17 protein-coding genes, 1 pseudogene and 1 riboswitch are annotated in these 19,462 nt (G+C 48.1%); of the genes and pseudogenes, 8 read left to right on the top strand and 10 right to left on the bottom strand.

The features are described 5' to 3' along the window. The first annotated feature begins 116 nt into the window (after positions 1–116). Positions 117–333: riboswitch (Lysine riboswitch) on the top strand. 78 nt (positions 334–411) lie between these two features. Then, positions 412–1,980 carry a Na+/H+ antiporter NhaC family protein gene (locus BEL05_RS02945; protein ID WP_069670217.1) on the top strand — a complete coding sequence of 523 codons (1,569 nt, stop codon included), beginning with the start codon at positions 412–414 and terminating at the stop codon, positions 1,978–1,980. An 81-nt stretch (positions 1,981–2,061) separates the two neighbouring features. Here BEL05_RS02945 and BEL05_RS02940 read toward each other — a convergent pair whose 3' ends face one another. Then, positions 2,062–4,200 carry a M3 family metallopeptidase gene (locus BEL05_RS02940; protein WP_069670216.1) on the bottom strand — a complete coding sequence of 713 codons (2,139 nt, stop codon included), beginning with the start codon at positions 4,198–4,200 and terminating at the stop codon, positions 2,062–2,064. Between the two features lie 264 nt (positions 4,201–4,464). On the opposite strand from BEL05_RS02940, the gene BEL05_RS02935 reads away from it, so the two are divergent. Next, positions 4,465–5,043 (top strand): thymidine kinase, encoded by a 579-nt coding sequence (locus tag BEL05_RS02935; protein WP_028763521.1) that lies wholly within the window; start codon positions 4,465–4,467, stop codon positions 5,041–5,043. A 147-nt stretch (positions 5,044–5,190) separates the two neighbouring features. On the opposite strand, the gene BEL05_RS02930 is transcribed toward BEL05_RS02935, so the two are convergent. The 8 genes from BEL05_RS02930 to BEL05_RS02895 form a co-directional block, all read right to left on the bottom strand. Beyond that, complete coding sequence (locus BEL05_RS02930) at positions 5,191–5,847, bottom strand: 3-oxoacid CoA-transferase subunit B (protein ID WP_028763522.1); 657 nt, start codon at positions 5,845–5,847, stop codon at positions 5,191–5,193. An 11-nt stretch (positions 5,848–5,858) separates the two neighbouring features. Continuing rightward, the gene (locus tag BEL05_RS02925) at positions 5,859–6,566 is read right to left on the bottom strand and encodes a CoA transferase subunit A (RefSeq protein WP_028763523.1); all 708 of its coding nucleotides are present in this window, start codon (positions 6,564–6,566) and stop codon (positions 5,859–5,861) included. Positions 6,567–6,613: 47 nt separating this feature from the next. Next, on the bottom strand, positions 6,614–7,504 hold the full coding sequence (locus BEL05_RS02920; RefSeq protein ID WP_069670215.1) for a hydroxymethylglutaryl-CoA lyase: 891 nt from the start codon (positions 7,502–7,504) through the stop codon (positions 6,614–6,616). Beyond that, positions 7,501–9,540, bottom strand: a complete 2,040-nt coding sequence (locus BEL05_RS02915; RefSeq protein ID WP_069670214.1) for an acetyl-CoA carboxylase biotin carboxylase subunit — start codon at positions 9,538–9,540, stop codon at positions 7,501–7,503. The genes BEL05_RS02920 and BEL05_RS02915 overlap by 4 nt, the downstream gene beginning before the upstream one ends. A 55-nt stretch (positions 9,541–9,595) precedes the next feature. Further along, the gene (locus BEL05_RS02910) at positions 9,596–10,402 is read right to left on the bottom strand and encodes an enoyl-CoA hydratase-related protein (protein WP_069670213.1); all 807 of its coding nucleotides are present in this window, start codon (positions 10,400–10,402) and stop codon (positions 9,596–9,598) included. A gap of 51 nt (positions 10,403–10,453) precedes the next feature. Next, positions 10,454–12,061, bottom strand: a complete 1,608-nt coding sequence (locus BEL05_RS02905) for a carboxyl transferase domain-containing protein (protein ID WP_028763527.1) — start codon at positions 12,059–12,061, stop codon at positions 10,454–10,456. Between the two features lie 91 nt (positions 12,062–12,152). Beyond that, on the bottom strand, positions 12,153–13,322 hold the full coding sequence (locus BEL05_RS02900) for an isovaleryl-CoA dehydrogenase (RefSeq protein WP_069670212.1): 1,170 nt from the start codon (positions 13,320–13,322) through the stop codon (positions 12,153–12,155). A gap of 100 nt (positions 13,323–13,422) precedes the next feature. After that, complete coding sequence (locus BEL05_RS02895) at positions 13,423–13,818, bottom strand: MerR family transcriptional regulator (RefSeq protein WP_028763529.1); 396 nt, start codon at positions 13,816–13,818, stop codon at positions 13,423–13,425. Between the two features lie 404 nt (positions 13,819–14,222). Between BEL05_RS02895 and BEL05_RS02890 the strand changes: the two genes are divergently transcribed. The 6 genes and pseudogenes from BEL05_RS02890 to BEL05_RS02865 all read left to right on the top strand — a co-directional run bounded on the left by BEL05_RS02890 (position 14,223) and on the right by BEL05_RS02865 (position 18,304). Then, positions 14,223–16,127 (top strand): propionyl-CoA synthetase, encoded by a 1,905-nt coding sequence (locus tag BEL05_RS02890; RefSeq protein ID WP_069670211.1) that lies wholly within the window; start codon positions 14,223–14,225, stop codon positions 16,125–16,127. A gap of 137 nt (positions 16,128–16,264) precedes the next feature. Then, positions 16,265–16,597, top strand: coding sequence for a VOC family protein (locus BEL05_RS02885; RefSeq protein ID WP_069670210.1), 333 nt, complete (start codon positions 16,265–16,267; stop codon positions 16,595–16,597). A 33-nt stretch (positions 16,598–16,630) separates the two neighbouring features. Beyond that, positions 16,631–17,011, top strand: a pseudogene (locus tag BEL05_RS21140) (GFA family protein). Between the two features lie 102 nt (positions 17,012–17,113). After that, a complete protein-coding gene (locus BEL05_RS02875) occupies positions 17,114–17,530 on the top strand; it encodes a GNAT family N-acetyltransferase (protein ID WP_028763532.1) in 417 nt (138 codons plus the stop codon). Between the two features lie 50 nt (positions 17,531–17,580). Continuing rightward, on the top strand, positions 17,581–18,030 hold the full coding sequence (locus BEL05_RS02870; protein ID WP_028763533.1) for a hypothetical protein: 450 nt from the start codon (positions 17,581–17,583) through the stop codon (positions 18,028–18,030). 82 nt (positions 18,031–18,112) lie between these two features. Further along, positions 18,113–18,304 (top strand): DUF3185 family protein, encoded by a 192-nt coding sequence (locus tag BEL05_RS02865; RefSeq protein ID WP_028763534.1) that lies wholly within the window; start codon positions 18,113–18,115, stop codon positions 18,302–18,304. 69 nt (positions 18,305–18,373) lie between these two features. Here BEL05_RS02865 and BEL05_RS02860 read toward each other — a convergent pair whose 3' ends face one another. Next, positions 18,374–19,372, bottom strand: coding sequence for an NADP-dependent oxidoreductase (locus tag BEL05_RS02860; protein ID WP_069670209.1), 999 nt, complete (start codon positions 19,370–19,372; stop codon positions 18,374–18,376). Positions 19,373–19,462: the final 90 nt, after the last annotated feature.

Here is a 19,462-nt window from a genome sequence, read left to right as displayed (position 1 = left end):
TTCATTACAATCTTATTGTGATATAGATCACAGCGAGCGGCTTTGAGGTAGCATCCTTTAAGCCGCTTATGTTTTTATGTGCCTCACGTTGACCGATAGTGACATTGGTTGGCGTCCTGAGACGTAGAGGTGCATTAAATATCAGTAGTATTCGTTAGGGTGATGCCGTATAGCGAATAGGAAAGGATTTGGTGCCGAAGTGGTTGAGTTCATCAAGGCTCGCTGCTGGGGCTGTCATCGAATAGAGACAGTACTGCCATAGTGCTTTTTATCCGGAATGATAAAAAGATTGTATACCGAAGCATGGTATCACTATGGAGCGCTACTGATAGGACAGGTGAGGTATCGTTAGCTATATGCCACCAGTTCAGTTGCCCTCCATTCGTAATTAAACGAAGACAATATAAAACAATGACAACTTTGAGTTATGCCGATTCGGCACTTTCTTTGCTGCCGCCTGTAGTAGCGATTCTGCTTGCGATTTTTACACGCCGTGTTTTGCTCTCTTTGGGGTTAGGGATCCTGCTCGGTGCCATTTTTATTGCCGACTATTCACTCTCGGGCACAGGGCAATATCTAAGTCAGCAGGTGGTGGGACTATTTTGGGATGATGGTTCCTTAAACAGCTGGAATGTTTATCTACTCGGCTTTTTGATTTTACTGGGGATGATAACAGCGCTGATCACTGTCAGTGGTGCCGCGAAAGCCTTTGCCGATTGGGCACGTCAACATATCCGTAGTAAGCGTGATGCCAAGTTACTCACCATGTTCTTAGGTTGTGTGGTCTTTATCGATGACTACTTTAACAGCTTAGTGGTGGGGAGTGTCGCGCGTCCATTGACCGACCGCTACTATATTTCGCGCAGTAAACTCGCTTATTTGCTGGATTCAACTGCTGCACCGATCTGTGTGATTTCACCAGTATCAAGCTGGGGCGCTTATATTATTGCCCTCATCGGCGGCATCTTAACCGCGCATGGCTTTACTGACACGGGCCATTTGAGTGTGTTTATTCAGATGATCCCCATGAACTTCTACGCCATCTTTGCGCTATTGCTGCTACTTTGCGTTGCCTTTATGGGCTTAGATGTTGGCCCAATGCGCCAGCATGAACTCAATGCCCAAAAAGGCATATTATATGATGAGAGCAAAGGCTTACCGCCAGGCGCAAACAGTGATCTACCCGAGGCCGATACGGGGAAGATTCTGGGTCTGTTTTTACCGATAACGGTATTGGTCTTTGCGACTATCTATTTCATGATCAGCAGTGGGGCTGACGCCCTCGCGGCCGACAGCCTGCCCTTTAGTGTGATTGGTGCGTTTGAAAAAACTGACGTTGCTTCATCACTCTTTTACGGCGCTATCGTTGGTTTACTGGCGACTTTAGTGTTGGTTGTTAGCCAAGGGCTAGACAAGAAGTTAATTGTTAAAGGTGTCGTTGCAGGCGCACGCTCTATGCTGCCAGCTATCTATATCTTGTTGTTTGCGTGGACCATCGCCGGTGTCATTGGACAGATGGAAACAGGTAAATATATGGCTAGCCTAGCCACTGGGAATATTCCGTTTGCTCTGTTGCCTGCGGTACTGTTTGTACTGGCGGGGCTGACAGCATTTTCAACAGGCACCAGCTGGGGAACGTTTGGGATTATGTTGCCTATCGCTGCCGATATGGCGATGGGTACGCATACCAATATGATGTTACCTATGTTAGCGGCTGTGTTGGCGGGCGCGGTATTTGGTGACCACTGTTCACCTATCTCTGATACGACTATTTTGTCGTCAACTGGCGCTAACTGTCATCATATCGACCATGTGCTAACCCAGTTACCTTATGCAGTGATAGTAGCGGTGATCAGTCTTGGCGGTTATACAGTGCTTGGCTTTACTGAGTCATTAGCTGCTGGATTGGCAACCTGTAGTGTATTGTTTGTGATAAGCATTTTGATACTACGTCACAAGGCAAACCAAGCGGTTAGCTGATTTTGAATGTGTTTAAATAATAAAAATGCCGCTAACTTAGCGGCATTTTTTATGGGGGGCTTGCTTGGTGACAAGCCTCGTTTAGTTTAGTCCACGACGCTTAAGTAGCGCATCTGTGGTGGGGGCTTCACCGCGGAAGGCTTTATAGGCTTCCATTGGAGGGATGCTATTACCCACTTCACGAATGGTCTTACGGAACTTCATTCCTATCTCACGGTTTAAGCCGCCTTGCGTCTGCACGTAAGCAAAGGCATCGGCCGCTAAGATCTCACTCCACATATAGGCATAGTAGCTGGCAGAGTAGCCACCTGGGAATGCATGAGCAAAGTAGGTCGACTTATAGCGTGGCGGCACGGCGGCGATATCGACGCCATGTTTTTTCAGTGCTGCCGCTTCAAACTGTGCAACATCTTGCAAGGAGGCGTCTGCAGGCAGTGAATGCCACTCTAAATCTACCAGAGCTGCAGCCATATACTCGAGTGTATCGAAGCCTTGGTTAAAGCTGCGAGATTTGAGCAGTTTGTTTAAAAGCTCCTCAGGGATCACTTCACCTGTCTGATAGTGTTTGGCGTAATTGGCTAACACTTCTGGGTGCGCGGCCCAATCCTCTTCGAAAGTCGATGGGAACTCAACAAAGTCACGGGATACTGCCGTTCCAGATAGGCTAGGGTAGGTCACCTTTGAGAACATGCCATGGGTACCGTGACCCATCTCATGGAACATGGTGGTGACTTCATCGTAGCTGACGAAGGTTGGCTCGCCATCCGGTGCCTTTTTGATGTTCATGACATTGACGACTACAGGCTTGCTGTTTAATAGTGTTGATTGGGTCACGAATGAGCTCATCCATGCACCGCCACGTTTGCCTTCTCGGGCAAAATAGTCGGCGTAGAAGATAGCCATTGAGCTACCATCGACATCAAACATCTCGTAGGCTTTAATATCTTCATGGTATACAGGCAGATCAGGACGTGGTTTTAAGGTGACACCGTAGAGTTTTTCTAGGGTAAAGAAGACACCATCTTCTAGTACGCGGTTGAATTCAAAATAGGGTTTGATTGAAGCTTCATCGAGATCGAATTTTTCCTGACGCACTTTTTCGGCATAGAATGCCCAATCCCAAGGCGCTAGCGTAAACTGGCCGCCCGTTTTGTTGATCATCGTCTGAATGTCGTCGGCTTCTTTTTGGGTGTTGGCCACAACAGCAGGAACCATAGAGCCAAACATCTCGTATACAGCTTCAGGCGTTTTAGCCATCTGCGGCGTCAGGCGATAGTCAGCCCAGCTATCATAACCTAGCAGTGCCGCACGCTCGGCGCGCAGCTGTGCTAGGCGTGATACCAATGAGGCGGTTTCATTGTCACCGCTCATGCCGCGATCAGAAGAGGCTTGCCAGACTTGTTGGCGTAGTTCCCGATTTTCCAGTTTAGCCAATATCGGCTGACGGGTGGTGTTGGTAATACTGATAAGGTACTTCCCCTCATGACCTTGTGCTTTGGCGTCAGCCTTTGCTGCGCGGATTTCACTGTCGGAGAGGCCTTTTAGTTCACCTGCAGAATCAACGATGACCGCGATCTCTTTAGTGAGTCTCAGTAGGCGCTGACTAAATTCGTTGGTCAGGGTCGATTGCTCTTCATTAAGCACACGAATTTGGGCTTTTTGGGTGTCGGTTAACTTAGCGCCAGCCATGACGAAACGTTGATGGTAGATCTCAATGAGGCGCACTTCTTCGGCAGTTAGCCCTAACTGCTGGCGTTGCTGATAAAGGGTGTCGATACGGGTAAATAGCGCCGAGTTAAGGTGGATGTTGTCAGAGTGCGCCGCCATTTTGGGGGCCATCTCACCTTGAATTTTCCGCAAGGTTGGGTTGCTGTTGGAGCCCGCTAAATTATAGAACACCTTTGAGGCGCGATTCAGTAGTTCGCCACTGGTTTCTAGGGCGACGATAGTGTTTTCAAAACTCGGTTGCTCGCTGTTATTAGCAATCGTGAGTACTTGCTGATAATGCGCCGCAATGCCTTGTTCTAGTGCAGGTTGAAAATGGATGTCTTTAATGATGCTAAAGTCAGGTGCTTGATATTGAAGTAAGCTGGCACTCATCAATGGGTTTTGACTTTGAGGTGCGGCTACAGCTGGGGAGTTTGTGGTGTTATCACTTAACGAACAGCCTGAGATCATCAATGTCGTGGCTATCGATACTGCAAGTAATGTTTTACGCATGTGTGGAAAAGTCCTCAATTGTTGTATGACTATTATTCTTGTAGATTCAAGGTAACAAGGCTTACTTAAAACTGTCTGAAAACCTTGATGGTTCACGCTCATTATTCATGGTTTTCGAGGCGCAATTATATTTAATGTGCTTAATTGAGATTTGCGTTGTAAAAAGCGTGTTAAAGGTCTTTTTATACGCGGGGTTTACGCTGCTAAATTGCACGAGATAATGCTAGAATCTCAAGCTAAAAAATAAATAAAGGAAACTTTCCCTTGGCGCAGCTCTATTTCTACTACTCGGCGATGAATGCGGGTAAATCGACGTCTCTATTACAGTCTTCTTATAACTATCGTGAACGTGGTATGAACACCTTAGTGATGACCGCATCCATTGATGATCGTTATGGGGTGGGTAAAGTCGCATCACGTATCGGTATTGAGACCGATGCTCAGGTGTTTGGCAGTAATGATAATTTAAGTGAGATGATTCGTAGCGCCAATGAAGCACAAACATTGCACTGTATCTTAATCGATGAATCTCAGTTTCTCAGTAAAGAGCAAGTTAAGCAGCTGACTTATGTGGTGGATATATTAGACATCCCTGTGCTGTGTTATGGCCTTAAAACCGATTTCCAGGGGGAGCTATTTAGCGGTAGCCAATATTTGCTCGCATGGGCAGATAAGCTGGTTGAACTTAAAACCATTTGTCACTGCGGCCGTAAGGCGAACATGGTAGTGCGATTAGATGGTGAAGGTAAGCCGATGAAAGAGGGTGAACAGGTCGCTATTGGTGGTAACGAGAGTTATGAGTCGGTGTGCCGTAAACACTTCCGTGAGTTTTTGTGGGACTAACTCCACTTCTCCCACTGTATATTCACAAAAAGGTGACTTGAAAATGTCTCTTTTATGTTGAGTGAGCCAAAGCTGTAAGTCCTGTATTTGATCAGAAAACCACCCAGTTGGGTGGTTTTTGATACTGACGCTATTGGATAGGTAATACTAAAACATCATCTCAGGGACATGCTCGGGTACGACAAGCTTACCTGCTGTTTTTTCAACGATCTCCTCAACACTAACACCTGGTGCACGCTCAAGCAGGTGGAAGGCACCGTCTTTGATTTCAAGAAATGCTAAATCAGTGAGCACTCGTTTAATGCAGCCATATCCTGTTAGCGGTAACTCACATACAGGTAACAGCTTTGAGTTGCCATATTTATCAGCGTGCATCATGGTGACAATAATATTGTCAGCACCAGCCACTAAGTCCATGGCACCGCCCATTCCTTTGATCAGTTTGCCAGGGATCATCCAAGAGGCGATTGAACCGTTCACATCGACTTCAAATGCACCAAGTACGGTTAAATCAACATGGCCGCCGCGGATCATGGCAAAGCTTTCCGCCGATGAGAAAAAAGACGCGCCAGCCACTGCGGTAACGGTTTGCTTACCCGCATTAATCAGATCGGCATCGATAGTCTCTTCAGTGGGGAACTCCCCCATACCCAGCAGGCCGTTTTCAGATTGCAGCATGACTTCCATGCCATCAGGAATATAGTTAGCAACTAACGTTGGAATACCAATACCTAGATTGACATAAAAGCCATCTTGCAGCTCTTGGGAAACACGTTGTGCCAGTTGTTCTCTTGATAAAGCCATGGTGTTTCCTTCTAGTTAGCCGCTGTTTTAACGGTACGTTGCTCGATGCGTTTTTCAAAAGTCCCTTGGATCACGCGGTCAACATAGATCCCCGGAGTGTGGATATGATCCGGATCAAGTTCGCCAGGTTGCACGATATGTTCAGCTTCTACCACGGTAATTTTACCTGCGGTGGCCATCATAGGGTTGAAGTTAGCGGCTGTTTTGCGGAACACTAAGTTACCCATTGTGTCGGCTTTCCACGCACGAACTAAGGCAAAATCTGCTGTGAGTGCAGGCTCTAGCACATAATGACGCCCTTCAATCTCTCGGGTCTCTTTGCCTTCAGCGACTGGCGTGCCGTACCCTGTTGCGGTAAAGAAAGCGGGAATCCCCGCGCCGCCCGCTCGAATTTTTTCAGCTAAAGTTCCTTGAGGCGTCAAGATAACGTTTAGCTCGCCCGACAACATCTGCTGCTCAAAGGTGGCATTTTCGCCCACGTATGAGGCGATCATTGTACTGATTTGACGGCTTTTAAGCAGCAAGCCTAAACCAAAGTCATCAACGCCTGCGTTGTTTGAGATTGCGGTAAGTCCGGTAGGACCCATTTTGACCATCTGCGCGATGAGCCCCTCTGGGATACCACATAAACCAAATCCGCCGACCATAACGGTCATGTTGTCGCTTAACCCTGCGAGTGCTTCATCGTAGCTGCCAACCAGCTTATTGAGTCCTGCCATTATAATTATCTCCTTTGAGAGTCATCCTAGACTAGGTCTAAGACTATTTATGCTGTTGTCGCTAGCGCGACCTTTGAACCCGAGGCTCTACCAATCGCGCGGCTAATACTGTTACCAGCGTCGATAAGTTGCTGAAGTTCGATACCAGTATCAATACCTAATCCATGTAACATATAAACGAGATCTTCCGTCGCCAAATTACCCGATGCGCCTTTGGCGTAGGGACAACCGCCAAGCCCTGCGACTGAACTATCAATCACGCTGACACCGGTTTCTAAACAGGCGAGGATATTGGCAAGTGCCTGACCATAGGTGTCATGAAAGTGAAGTGCGAGCTTATCAACGGGGACTTTATTGGCGACAGCTTCCACCATATTACGGGCATTTTTAGCTGTGCCAACGCCTATGGTGTCACCCAGTGAAATCTCATAGCAGCCCATTTTGTAAAGGATTTCTGCCACGCGAGCCACTTCGCTCACCGCAATATCCCCCTCATAAGGGCAACCCAATACACAGGACACATAGCCACGAACGCGGACATTGCTCGCGCTAGCGCGCTCCATTACTGGGATAAAGCGTTCAATAGACTCTTCAATTGAGCAGTTAATATTACGTTGGCTAAAGCTTTGCGACGCGGCGCCAAAGATGGCAACCTCATCGGCACCAGCGTCAAGCGCAAGTTCCAGTCCCTTTAGGTTAGGGGTGAGGGCGCTGTAGACCACACCGCTACGCTTGTTGAGGCGTTTGAATATCTCAGCCGAATCGGCCATCTGCGGTACCCACTTAGGTGATACAAAGCTGCCCGCTTCAATGCGGGTTAACCCTGCGGCACCGAGTTTGTCGATAAGCAGCAGTTTATCGGCTGTCGTGACGGCTTTCTCATTTTGCAGCCCGTCGCGAGCCCCAACTTCGAAGATGCTAACTTTAGTTGGCATCATGATGGTTTATCCTCTTTAGGCGTGACCTCTAACAGTAGCGCACCGTCGCTGACCAGTTCACCTGGTTCAAAGAAGAAAGCGTTAACTGTGCCATCAAATGGCGCTTCGATGGTGTACTCCATTTTCATCGCCTCCATGACCATTAAGCCTTGGCCCTGGGTGACCTCACTACCGACCTCCACCAAATGGGTCACAATAGTGCCATTCATCGGCGCTTTAAGCTTATCTTCACTACTGGATTGTTCTTCAATCACTTCGGTTTGAAGGGCACGGTAGTGGTAGCTGCCCGTTGGTAAAAATAGGGTAAAGTCATCACCTTCACGGCTGACAGGAACTTTACTCTTATGACCATTGATCTCGGCATGCAGCAGATCTTGTTTAAGCTCGCCGCTGAGGTTCAGTCGCTGCTCATTGAGCATTAGGTAGTAACAATCGCCCACTTGGCTTAAGGTGAGGTGCTGTATTTGTTGCTGATCATCAAGCAGTGACAACTGATGTATGCCGCTGCGATTTAGTCTAAACCCTGTGACCTCACCCCATGGTGAGTAGGGATCTTGGCTGTTTGTTGCGGTCAGCTTTGCCTGCTCTTTTTGCGCGCTCAGATGATAAAGTGCGGCCAGTGCTAACGCACTATTTTGCTCGCCACTACTGTCACCATCGAGATCTGCACCAATCAGGGTTTCGCCGTAACGGTCTATGAAGTCGGTGCTAAAGTCAGCGTCACTAAAGGCTCGATGCTCAGCAATATTGGCTAAGAACTCGATATTGTGTTTTAGGCCACTGATTTGATAAGACTCAAGCGCATGCACTAAGCGTTGCAGTGCACGTGGCCTCGACTCATCCCAGACGATGAGCTTGGCGATCATCGGATCGTAAAAGTTACTGATCACATCGTTTTCGCGAATACCAGAGTCGATACGCACATAGCGGTTTTGCTCTGGTTCACGTAGAAAGTTTAACTTACCGCTAGCGGGTAAAAATTCATTTTGGGGATCTTCAGCGTAAATGCGCACTTCAAACGAGTGGCCGTGAATACGTACTTCATCTTGGCTGAGGGGTAACTCGCTACCGCTGGCGACCATTAACTGCCATTTGACCAAGTCTTGCCCTGTAACCATCTCGGTGACCGGGTGTTCGACCTGCAGACGGGTGTTCATCTCCATAAAATAGAAACTGCTGGCTTCGTCAGTGGCGTGGGTATCGAGTAGGAACTCGACCGTACCAGCGCCTACATAATCAATGGCTTTAGCCGCTGCCACTGCTGCCTCTCCCATGGCGCGACGTAAGCTGTCTGATAGACCCGGTGCTGGGGCTTCCTCTACCACTTTTTGGTGACGACGTTGAATTGAGCAGTCTCGGTCTGACAGATAGATGCAGTTACCTTGGGTGTCGGCAAATACTTGTACTTCCACATGGCGCGGCTGTCTTAAATAACGCTCAATCAGTAACTTATCATTACCAAATGAGGAGGCGGCTTCACGGCGGGCAGAGTTAATGGCCTCTAAAGCTTCCTTTTCAGACTCAACAATTCGCATCCCTTTCCCGCCGCCGCCATAGGCTGCCTTGATAAGTTGTGGGAAACCAATCTCTGTTGACGCCTTAAGGAGCGTCTCATCGCTCTGATCGTCACCATGGTAGCCAGGCACTAATGGTACATTGGCTTTTTCCATGATGATCTTAGCCGCACTTTTACTGCCCATGGCATCGATGGCATCGGCACCAGGCCCAACAAAGGCGATACCCGCTTGTTCACACTGGCGAGCAAAGCCTGCGTTTTCCGACAGGAACCCGTAACCTGGGTGAACGGCTTGGGCGCCACTGCGCTTAGCGATATCTAAAATTAGCTCACCTTTTAGGTAAGACTCGCTCGGTGCGCTGCCGCCCAGATAGAAAGATTCATCAGCCATGGCCACATGACGTGCATCTTTGTCGGCATCAGAGTATAAGGCTACGGTTTTTACGCCCATGGCATTGGCGGTCTTGATGATGCGACAAGCAATTTCACCGCGGTTGGCAATAAGTAATTTGGTAAACATAACTAGCGTGCTCCCGGGTTTGGCTTGGCAATAGGGTATTGATTCATCGTTGTTTTCATATCGCTTTCCAATCAGGCTTGCGTTTATCAAAAAAGGCGTTGAGTCCCTCTTGGCCCTCATTGGAGACCCTAATGCGGGCAATGCGCTCACTTGTATAGGCCAGCGTATTGGCATCGATAACCCCATCTTCGAGACGGGACAATAAGGTTTTGACCCATGCCATGCCCTGAGGACTGTTGCTCAATAGGGCTGCAATGATCGGCTCGGCGGCGGCTTCAAGATCGTCGCTAACTTCATGCACCACATCGAGCTTTAGCGCTTGCTCGGCGCTAAAACGTTCGGCGGTTAGCATGTAACGGCGTGACGCGCGTTGTCCCATGGTGCGTGCCACGTAGGGGCTTATTACGGCTGGAATTAATCCCAGTTTTACTTCGCTTAAACAGAAGCTTGCTCGTGTGGTGGCGATAGCGATATCACTGGCGCAGATTAAACCCAGCGCGCCGCCAAATGCAGCGCCTTGCACTAAAGCAACTGTGGGTTTAGGAAACTTATCTAATTTATGCATCAAGGTGGCTAGCGCATTGGCATCGGCCAAGTTTTGCTCAAAATCCATCTTTGCTTGTTTGCGCATCCAGTTGAGATCGGCACCGGCGCTGAAATTCTTGCCATTGGCTTTAAGCACTAATACTTGGCAGTCATCATTGCTGGCAAAGCCATCTAGCGCAGCGATCATCTCGCTTATCATCACCTCATCGAAGGCGTTGTGTTTTTCGGCGCGATTTAGCACCATCTCTCCCACGCCGCTATGTAAAGCGCAAGAGAGGTACTCAAATTGTGCGGTGTGTGGTGTGTTACTTGTCATGATATTGCTTCCTTAGCTGCAGGTCAGAAACTCGGTTAACTGGAGGTTCGCTTACATGCGGAACACACCAAACTTAGTCTCTTTGACTGGCGCATTTAAGGCCGCTGACAAGGCTAAACCGACAACATCACGTGTTTGTGCTGGGTCAATAATGCCATCATCCCACAAGCGTGCGCTGGCATGATACGGATGACCCTCTTTGTCATATTGCTCAACAATCGGCGCGCGAAACGCGGCTTCATCCTCACTTGACCATTCAACCCCTTTACGGGCAAGTCCGTCTCGGCGAACGGTCGCCAATACGCCTGCTGCTTGTTCGCCACCCATGACTGAGATTCGTGCGTTAGGCCACATCCACATCATGGTCGGTTCAAATGCTCGGCCACACATACCGTAGTTACCTGCGCCATAACTACCACCAATAATGACAGTGAATTTAGGCACGTTGGCACACGATACCGCAGTCACCATTTTGGCTCCGTGTTTCGCAATGCCTTCATGCTCATATTTTTTGCCTACCATAAAGCCTGTGATGTTTTGTAAAAACAGCAGTGGGATTTTGCGTTGGCAACATAGCTCAATAAAGTGTGCGCCTTTTTGCGCCGACTCTGAGAATAAAATGCCGTTGTTGGCCACGATACCGACAGGATAGCCATGAATACGGGCAAAGCCACACACTAAGGTTGCGCCATAGTTAGCTTTGAACTCGTCAAAATCAGAGTCATCGACGATACGGGCAATGACCTCTTTAACATCGAAAGGCTTCTTCAAATCGGTACCGACGATGCCGTAGAGTTCGTTAATATCGTACTTAGGGGGTTTAGCTGGGCTGAGTAAGCTTTCTATCTGCTTATTATGATTGAGACGTGTAACGGCTTTACGTGCCAGTTCTAATGCGTGCTCATCATTTTGTGCCATATGGTCGGCAACACCCGATATTTTAGTGTGTACTTCAGCGCCACCGAGTTCTTCGGCCGTGACCTCTTCACCGGTTGCAGCCTTTACTAATGGTGGCCCCGCCAAGAAGATAGTGCCTTGCTCTTTAACAATAATTGACTCATCGGCCATGGCAGGCACATAAGCGCCACCTGCGGTACATAGACCCATCACCACAGCGATTTGCGGAATACCCAACGCTGACATTTGGGCTTGATTGTAGAAGATGCGGCCAAAATGGTCGCGGTCGGGGAACACCTCATCTTGACGTGGCAAGTTAGCTCCGCCCGAGTCCACCAAATAGATGCATGGGAGGTGACATTGTTTGGCGATATCTTGAGCACGAAGATGCTTTTTGACCGTAATAGGGTAGTAGGTGCCGCCTTTAACGGTGGCGTCGTTAGCGATGATCATGCATTCGACACCACTAACACGGCCAATACCCGCAATGATCCCTGCTGCGGGCACGACATCATCGTAAACTTGATAAGCGGCAAACTGTGAGATCTCTAGAAAAGGCGAACCCGAGTCGAGTAGTTTCTCAACCCGCTGGCGTGGTGATAGTTTACCGCGCGCCAGATGGCGCTCCATGGCGACAGGTCCGCCACCTAGCTCTATGTCGGCGAGTTTAAGTTTAAGATCGGCGACCACATCGCTCATCTGTTGATGCTTAGCTTTGAACTCATCGCTGCGGGGGTTGATTCTACTGCTCAGTTGCGTCACGGCAATGTTCCTTTTTAATACTGTGAAGGTCTCGATAAGCGCGGTGGCTTACCCGTTGGCCGAGCAGTGCTCGGCCTAGTAGAAGCTAAGCCTATTTCGACTCGTTAAACAGTTCTCGGCCAATCAACATACGGCGAATTTCCGAGGTGCCTGCGCCAATTTCATACAGCTTGGCATCACGCAGCAAGCGACCCGTCGCGTATTCGTTAACGTAACCGTTACCGCCAAGTAATTGGATAGCATCTAGGGCCATTTTTGTGGCCAACTCGGCTGAGTAAAGAATAGCGCCAGCGGCATCTTTGCGGGTGGTTTCACCGCGATCGCACGATTTAGCAACGTTATAGATGTAAGATTTTGCCGCGTTCATACCTGTGTACATGTCTGCGAGCTTGCCTTGAACTAGCTGGAATTGACCAATAGACTTACCAAACTGCTCACGTTCATGGATGTATGGCACCACAATATCCATACAAGCCGTCATGATGCCAAGCGGCCCGCCAGACAACACGACGCGCTCATAATCTAGGCCGCTCATCAGTACCTTAACGCCATTGTTGAGGCCACCTAGGATGTTCTCTTCAGGTACTTCGCAATCTTCAAACACAAGTTCACAGGTGTTTGAGCCGCGCATGCCCAGTTTGTCTAGCTTCTGTGCTTGACTAAACCCTTTGCTGCCGCGCTCAACGATAAAGGCTGTGATGCCGTGGGCACCTTTGTCTAAATCGGTTTTGGCGTAGATAACATAGGTGTTAGCATCGGGGCCGTTAGTGATCCACATCTTATTGCCGTTGAGGATATAACGATCACCCTCTTTACGAGCATGTAGCTTCATCGACACCACATCTGAGCCAGCATTGGGCTCACTCATGGCCAAAGCGCCAATATGTTCGCCACTCACCAGTTTGGGCAGGTATTTAGCTTTTTGCGCTGCGTTGCCGTTGCGGTTGATCTGGTTAACACACAGGTTAGAGTGCGCGCCATAGCTGAGACCAATTGACGCAGAGGCACGTGATATCTCCTCCATCGCGACGACATGAGCAAGGTAGCCCATGTCTGCGCCGCCATATTCTTCGGGGACGGTAACCCCTAATAGTCCCATGTCACCTAGGACTGGCCAGAGTTCATTTGGGAAGGTATTTTCCTGATCGACCTTGGCAGCGATAGGGGCGATTTCGTTGGCTGCGAAGCTTTGCACTGCATCACGCAGCATATCGACATCTTCACCAAGGCCGAAATTTAGAGAGGAGTAGAGTTGAGTCATTGTTTTATCCTACAGGTCTATTTTTTATAATTTTTTTAATAATGATTGTTCTAGTATTCGTTGCTTGTGTTAATTTTGTATGGTCTACGCTAACAGATGATCATTGCTGTTGTTCAAGCGCTGCACGGCATTGCTGCTCGGCGGAGTTGAGTTCCATTAGCACAACTTTGATATCATCCATCTGCTGCTGCAGCGCCGATTTTTTATCTTCAACGAGCTCAAGCATGGTATGCAGTTGGCTAGAGCTGTTTTTGTCGGCATCGTAAAGCTCAAACAAGCGACGTGTTTCCGCCAAGGAGAAGCCGAGGCGTTTACCGCGTAAAATCAGTTTGAGGCGTACCCTATCTTTCAGACCATAGATGCGAGTTTGCCCACGACGCTTGGGCTTTAGCAGGCCTTGGTCTTCATAAAAGCGGATACTACGGGTGGTGATATCAAACTCTTTCGACAGCTCGCTAATCGAATAAGTGGTTTGGGGGCTGTGTTTGTCACTCATCAAAAAATACCATAACAATTAACATTCATTGAACGATATATGAAGTTTACGTAAAGGTAAAGATTTTAGGTTTGTCATTTGGGGTTAATTATTGATTTAGCTGTCAGGATTTTGTGACGTAAAAGGGCAATGCTTTTTTGCTGAGATTTAGCTAACCAATTAATTAAAATCAATAAAGTTAGTGTTTAGTTAGTTTTTCTTTCAAGTGTGATATTTCTCCTCGCGCTGTTTTATCTACTTTAGGGGTTATCCCAAGGTCTAATGGGCAATGTGTGGCCTTTGTTCATAATGGCTGCAATGGTCTGATGGCGGATAACGCTGTTGTGCCAACCAAACACGCAGGAAGGGGTAGTCGACAGTCAATGTGACCATAGTGTCAACGGCTGTCATGGGGAGACGGTCACATGAAGGAATTGCATAACCAGTTACATCAAGAATCAATTAATCATCCAGAAACCTTTTGGGCAAAGGCTGCTGATGCCTTGAGTTGGCAAACGCCGTTTGCCAAGGTGCTCGATGCTAGCGACGCGCCAATGTATCGCTGGTTCAGCGGCGGGGAGCTTAATACTTGCTATAACGCCGTGGACAGGCATGTAGAGGCAGGTCGAGGTGATCAGGTTGCTATTCAATATGTTAGTCCGGTGACAGATACCGAGTATGGCATAACCTATAACGAGTTACTGGCGCAAGTGAGCCGTCTAGCAGGTTACATGGCAAGCCAAGGAGTGACTAAGGGGGATAGGGTGATCATCTATATGCCGATGATCCCTGAGACCGCTTATGCGATGCTGGCTTGCGCGCGTCTTGGTGCCATTCATTCGGTAGTGTTTGGTGGTTTTGCTGCCAATGAGCTGGCGACACGCATTAATGATGCAAAGCCAAAAATGATCTTATCTGCCTCTTGTGGTATCGAACCCTCAGGTGTCGTGGCTTATAAACCTCTGCTTGATGATGCAATTGCTCAGGCAAGTCATCAGGTAGAGCAATGCCTTGTTCTGAGTCGCTCGCAGTTGCATGCTGATTTAGTGGCGGGACGGGATGTGGATTGGCAAAAGGCGATGGCCGATGCGCCAAATATTGATTGTCAGCCCGTTGCTGCCACTGACCCACTCTACGTGCTTTATACCTCAGGTACTACAGGGCAACCAAAAGGCGTTGTACGGGATAATGGTGGCCATGCCGTGGCGCTCGCTTGGTCGATGAAGAACATTTATGACATTAATGCTGGCGATGTATTTTGGGCGGCCTCAGATGTGGGTTGGGTCGTTGGCCACTCATACATTGTTTATGGTCCCCTATTAGTCGGTGCGACCACCTTGCTATTTGAAGGTAAACCAGTCGGTACTCCCGACCCTGGTATTTTTTGGCGCATCATAGCCAACTATAACGTTAAGAGCTTCTTTACTGCACCGACAGCGATTCGCGCAATTAAGCGTGACGATCCCGATGGTGATTTTTTAAATGATGTCGATTTAAGCGGCTTACAAACCTTATTTTTGGCGGGCGAACGTTGTGACCCAGATACCTTACATTGGGCTGAGCAGCGACTTAATAAACCTGTTATCGACCACTGGTGGCAAACGGAGACAGGTTGGCCTGTAGCGGCAAACATGATGGGCACAGCACCGGTTCCGGTTAAGGCCGGATCGCCAGCGTTAGCCGTGCCTGGTTATGACGTGCAAGTGGTTGATGAGGTGGGCGAACAGGTACCAGCTGATCAAACGGGTAATGTGGTGATTAAATTGCCATTGCCCCCAGGTACCTTGGCAACCCTTTGGCAAAATGAGGCGCGTTATAAAGAGAGTTACCTGTCGATGTACCCGGGATTTTATCTTACCGGCGATGCGGGTTACATGGATGAAGAGGGCTACCTTTATATCATGAGTCGCATTGATGACATCATCAATGTTGCGGGTCATCGTCTATCGACGGGGCGTTTTGAAGAAGTGTTGTGTCAACATGAAGCAGTAGCTGAGGCTGCGGTGATCGGTGTCGATGATAAGCTCAAAGGTCAGGTGCCGTTGGGACTGGTCGTTCTGAAGAAGGGGTGTACCTTAAGTGATGAACAACTCTATAAAGAGTTGATTGCTATCGTTCGTGATCAAATCGGCCCAGTGGCTTCTTTTAGGCTGGTGAGCGCGGTACCTAAATTGCCCAAGACACGTTCGGGTAAAATTTTGCGCGGTACCATGCGTAAAATTGCCGATAATCAGAACTATAAGATGCCCGCCACTATTGAGGATCCCTATACGTTAGAGTTAGTGCGCAATGCATTGACCCGCATGGGGTACGCCGATGCACATGTATAGCGAAAAAGTCGCTTAGCATCAACTAAAGGGCCTTTTGGCCCTTTTTTTAACGTCATTTTTTAAAAGAGACTTTATTCATTGTTAAAGAGTGATGTAGCTTAGCGAGACACCTTGTTTAGCAATCATGGCGACCAAAGATGAAGTATAGTCATTTAGGCATCCCAACGACTGAACCTTTTGAAGGCGAAATTGATATTCCGCATCTTCAATTGACTGTATCAGATCACCTTAATAACCCATATGGGATTCAATGGATGCGCTTTTGGCCGGATGCACCCTATCCTGAATTGGTTAAAACCGTGCCACATGCTGCATTTGAAGTTGATGATCTCGTTGCAGAACTTAAGGGAAAAAATGTGCTGATTGCCCCCAACTCGCCTAGTGACGGGCTACTGGTCGCTTTTATTGAGGTAAACGGGGCACCTGTAGAACTGATGCAATATGTGAATACAGCAAAGATAAGTCGGTAAGGAATCAATATGATGATCAACTAAGTTGGTAACATGGTTATTGAGCCAATCCATCGGGCGACCTGTGATTGCGGCGCAGTTGAGTTAGCATTGACCTTGCCAAACGGTATCGAGAATCCTCGGCGTTGCGATTGCTCTATTTGCAGAAGGAAGGGCGCTATCGTTGGCTCTGTGGCGTTAAGTGGTATTAACCTTGTTAAAGGAGCCGAGTTTTTGAAGGCTTATCAATTTAATACCTGTATAGCCAAACACTACTTTTGCAGCCAATGTGGTATCTAGACTCATCACCAACGTCGTTCGAATCCTGGTGAGTATGGATCCAATAGTGGCTGTTTAGAGGGGGTTAACCCGTTTGATTTAGGTGATGTCGTGACGAATGACGGGGTTAATCACCCCGCAGATAGAACTGAGTGAAATTGGGCAACAATCGAATTGATTTCGTTGAGTCACAACTGATATCTCGTATCTTAGCTTGACGGGACTGCTTGCCATCAAAGTTAACGTTAAGGAGATTATGTGACATTTGAAGTGATTAACGAAGAAGATACGCAGGTGTTTGACACCTTGGTTGCAGGCGTGCGGCAGCACAATATTGAACATATTAGCGCCGAAACTTCTAAGCCGTTATCTGTGGTGTCACGTGATGGAGCTGGCAATATTATTGGTGGTGTGTCAGGGCGAACCGTTTATAAAAACTTCCTTATAGGCGTGCTTTGGGTCGATAAGGTGGCCAGGGGAACGGGGCTTGGTCGTCAATTAATGGCCTTGGCTGAAGCAGAAGCCAAGCAGCGCGGCTGTGTAGTGGCTCAGGTTGATACCTTGTCAGTACAAGCGCCGAAGTTCTATGAAAAACTGGGGTTCGATGTTGTGGGCAGAGTACCGAGTTTTGCGGGTAGCCCTGAGCGGTTTTTTATGTTGAAACAATATCAGTGATAGATAGCGGATTTCGCTATTGTGTCTTGGGGTAAACAGGCAAGATCTTAATGCATAAATCGATATCATTAGCAGCGTATGTAAAAAAGCGTAATGGGGTGCCACTTGGCGAATCTGGCTCGATGCGCAATATGTTGCAGCGCTCATTGGGGGCTGGTAATTTTTATTTCTTTTGGCGATATTGGAACCCTATTTGGGGCTATTATCTGTCGCGGCAAGTTATGAAGCCACTAAGCTATGCGTTACCCATCTGGTTGGCGACCATTTTGACCTTCAGTGTCAGCGGGGCATTGCATGATTTAGCTGTGATGTTAGTAAAGTGGCAACTCGTTTTCTTATTTACGCCCTGGTTTACGCTGATGGGAATAATCGTGGTGTTGTCAAAGCAGTTTGACTGGTCTTATGCAGGTTTCCCTTGGGTAGTGAGAATGTTGTTTAATGTTGCCTTTATTGGCGGTAGTCTCATGCTAGTGCACTGGGGGCAGTCGTTGATAGGATAAGACGAGCTTGATCTTATCTCGTTGGATTCTAGCTGCTGTATAAAGTACATAAATTCATAAAAATAAAGGATGTAGATTCATTATGGTCAACAAATTAATAGGTATTGCGTTCATCGCGGTCGGTGTCGCGTTGGCGGTGTGGGGCTATAACATTTATGATTCGGCGACGTCTCAGATAAGCCGCGCATTCAGTGGTGATACGCCACTTGAAGCGTGGGCTGGTATGGTGGGTGGCGGAGTATGCGTGCTGTTAGGTATAGTTAAGTTAAAATAGTCTTACGCGATAACGAAATGAAAAAGCCGACTCATCATAAGTCGGCTTTTTAACCGTTAAGTAACGAATTTAGGCGACTTTTACCACCATTTTGCCGCTGTTCTTACCTTCAAATAGACCGATGAATGCATTTGGTGCTTGCTCAAGTCCTTCGTAGATAGTTTGCTCAGCTTTGACCTGACCACTCGCTAACCATTGCCCCATCTGCTTGGCAAATTCAGGATAGTGTGCCCAGTGCTCAAATACGATAAAACCTTCAATCTTCAGTTTTTTCATGATGATGTAGGCTAGATTACTCGGTCCTGGTGTGGGGATAGTGTCATTGTACTGTGAAATCATGCCACACACGGCGATACGGCCATGGTCGTTCATGTTATCCAGCGCTGCAGAAAGGTGCTCGCCACCTACGTTTTCAAAATAGACATCGATACCTTGTGGCGCAGCGGCTAATAATGCGGCGCTTAAATTATCAGTGGTCTTATAGTTAATCACTTGTTCGACGCCCATGGCTTTTAGGGTCTCAGCTTTTTCATCTGAGCCAACAGACGCGACCACCTTTGCTCCCATTAACAGCCCAAGCTGGCAGGCTACACTGCCCACAGCACCAGAAGCTGCTGACACGAAAAGTGTCTCACCTTTTTTGAGTTCGGCAATACGGTTAAGACCTGTCCACGCCGTCATCCCAGGCATTCCCAGCACGCCAAGAAAATGTGATGGGCACAATGGTGTTTCAGGTAACAGGGTATGGTCGCTGCCGTCTGTTATATAGTGACTGCGCCAGCCATTCATGCTGCTCACTTTGGCACCGACAGGAAAATCAGCATGGTTAGATTCGATTATCTCGCCGATGGCACCGCCTTCAAGCACCTCGCCCAGGGCAAATGGCGCGATGTAACTTTTTCTATCAATCATGCGGCCTCGCATATAGGGGTCGACAGACATCCAGAGATTCTTCACCAAAAACTCACCCGCTTTGATTGGCGCTAGGCTGGCATCAGTGAGCGAGAAGTTTGTTAGGCTTGGCATGCCTTCGGGACGAGAATTCAAAACAATTTGTTGTACGTTCATAAAAAACCTTTTTACTTTGTGCGCTAATTAATTGTGGTACACTCTACAACCATCTTGTGCACAATGCAAATGCTTTGCGCGCAAAGTAAG

It is taken from the genome of Shewanella colwelliana (assembly GCF_001735525.1).
Classification (GTDB): domain Bacteria; phylum Pseudomonadota; class Gammaproteobacteria; order Enterobacterales; family Shewanellaceae; genus Shewanella; species Shewanella colwelliana.
Note: the sequence above shows the minus strand (reverse complement) of the source record. Positions and strands in the feature narration are given on the sequence as shown.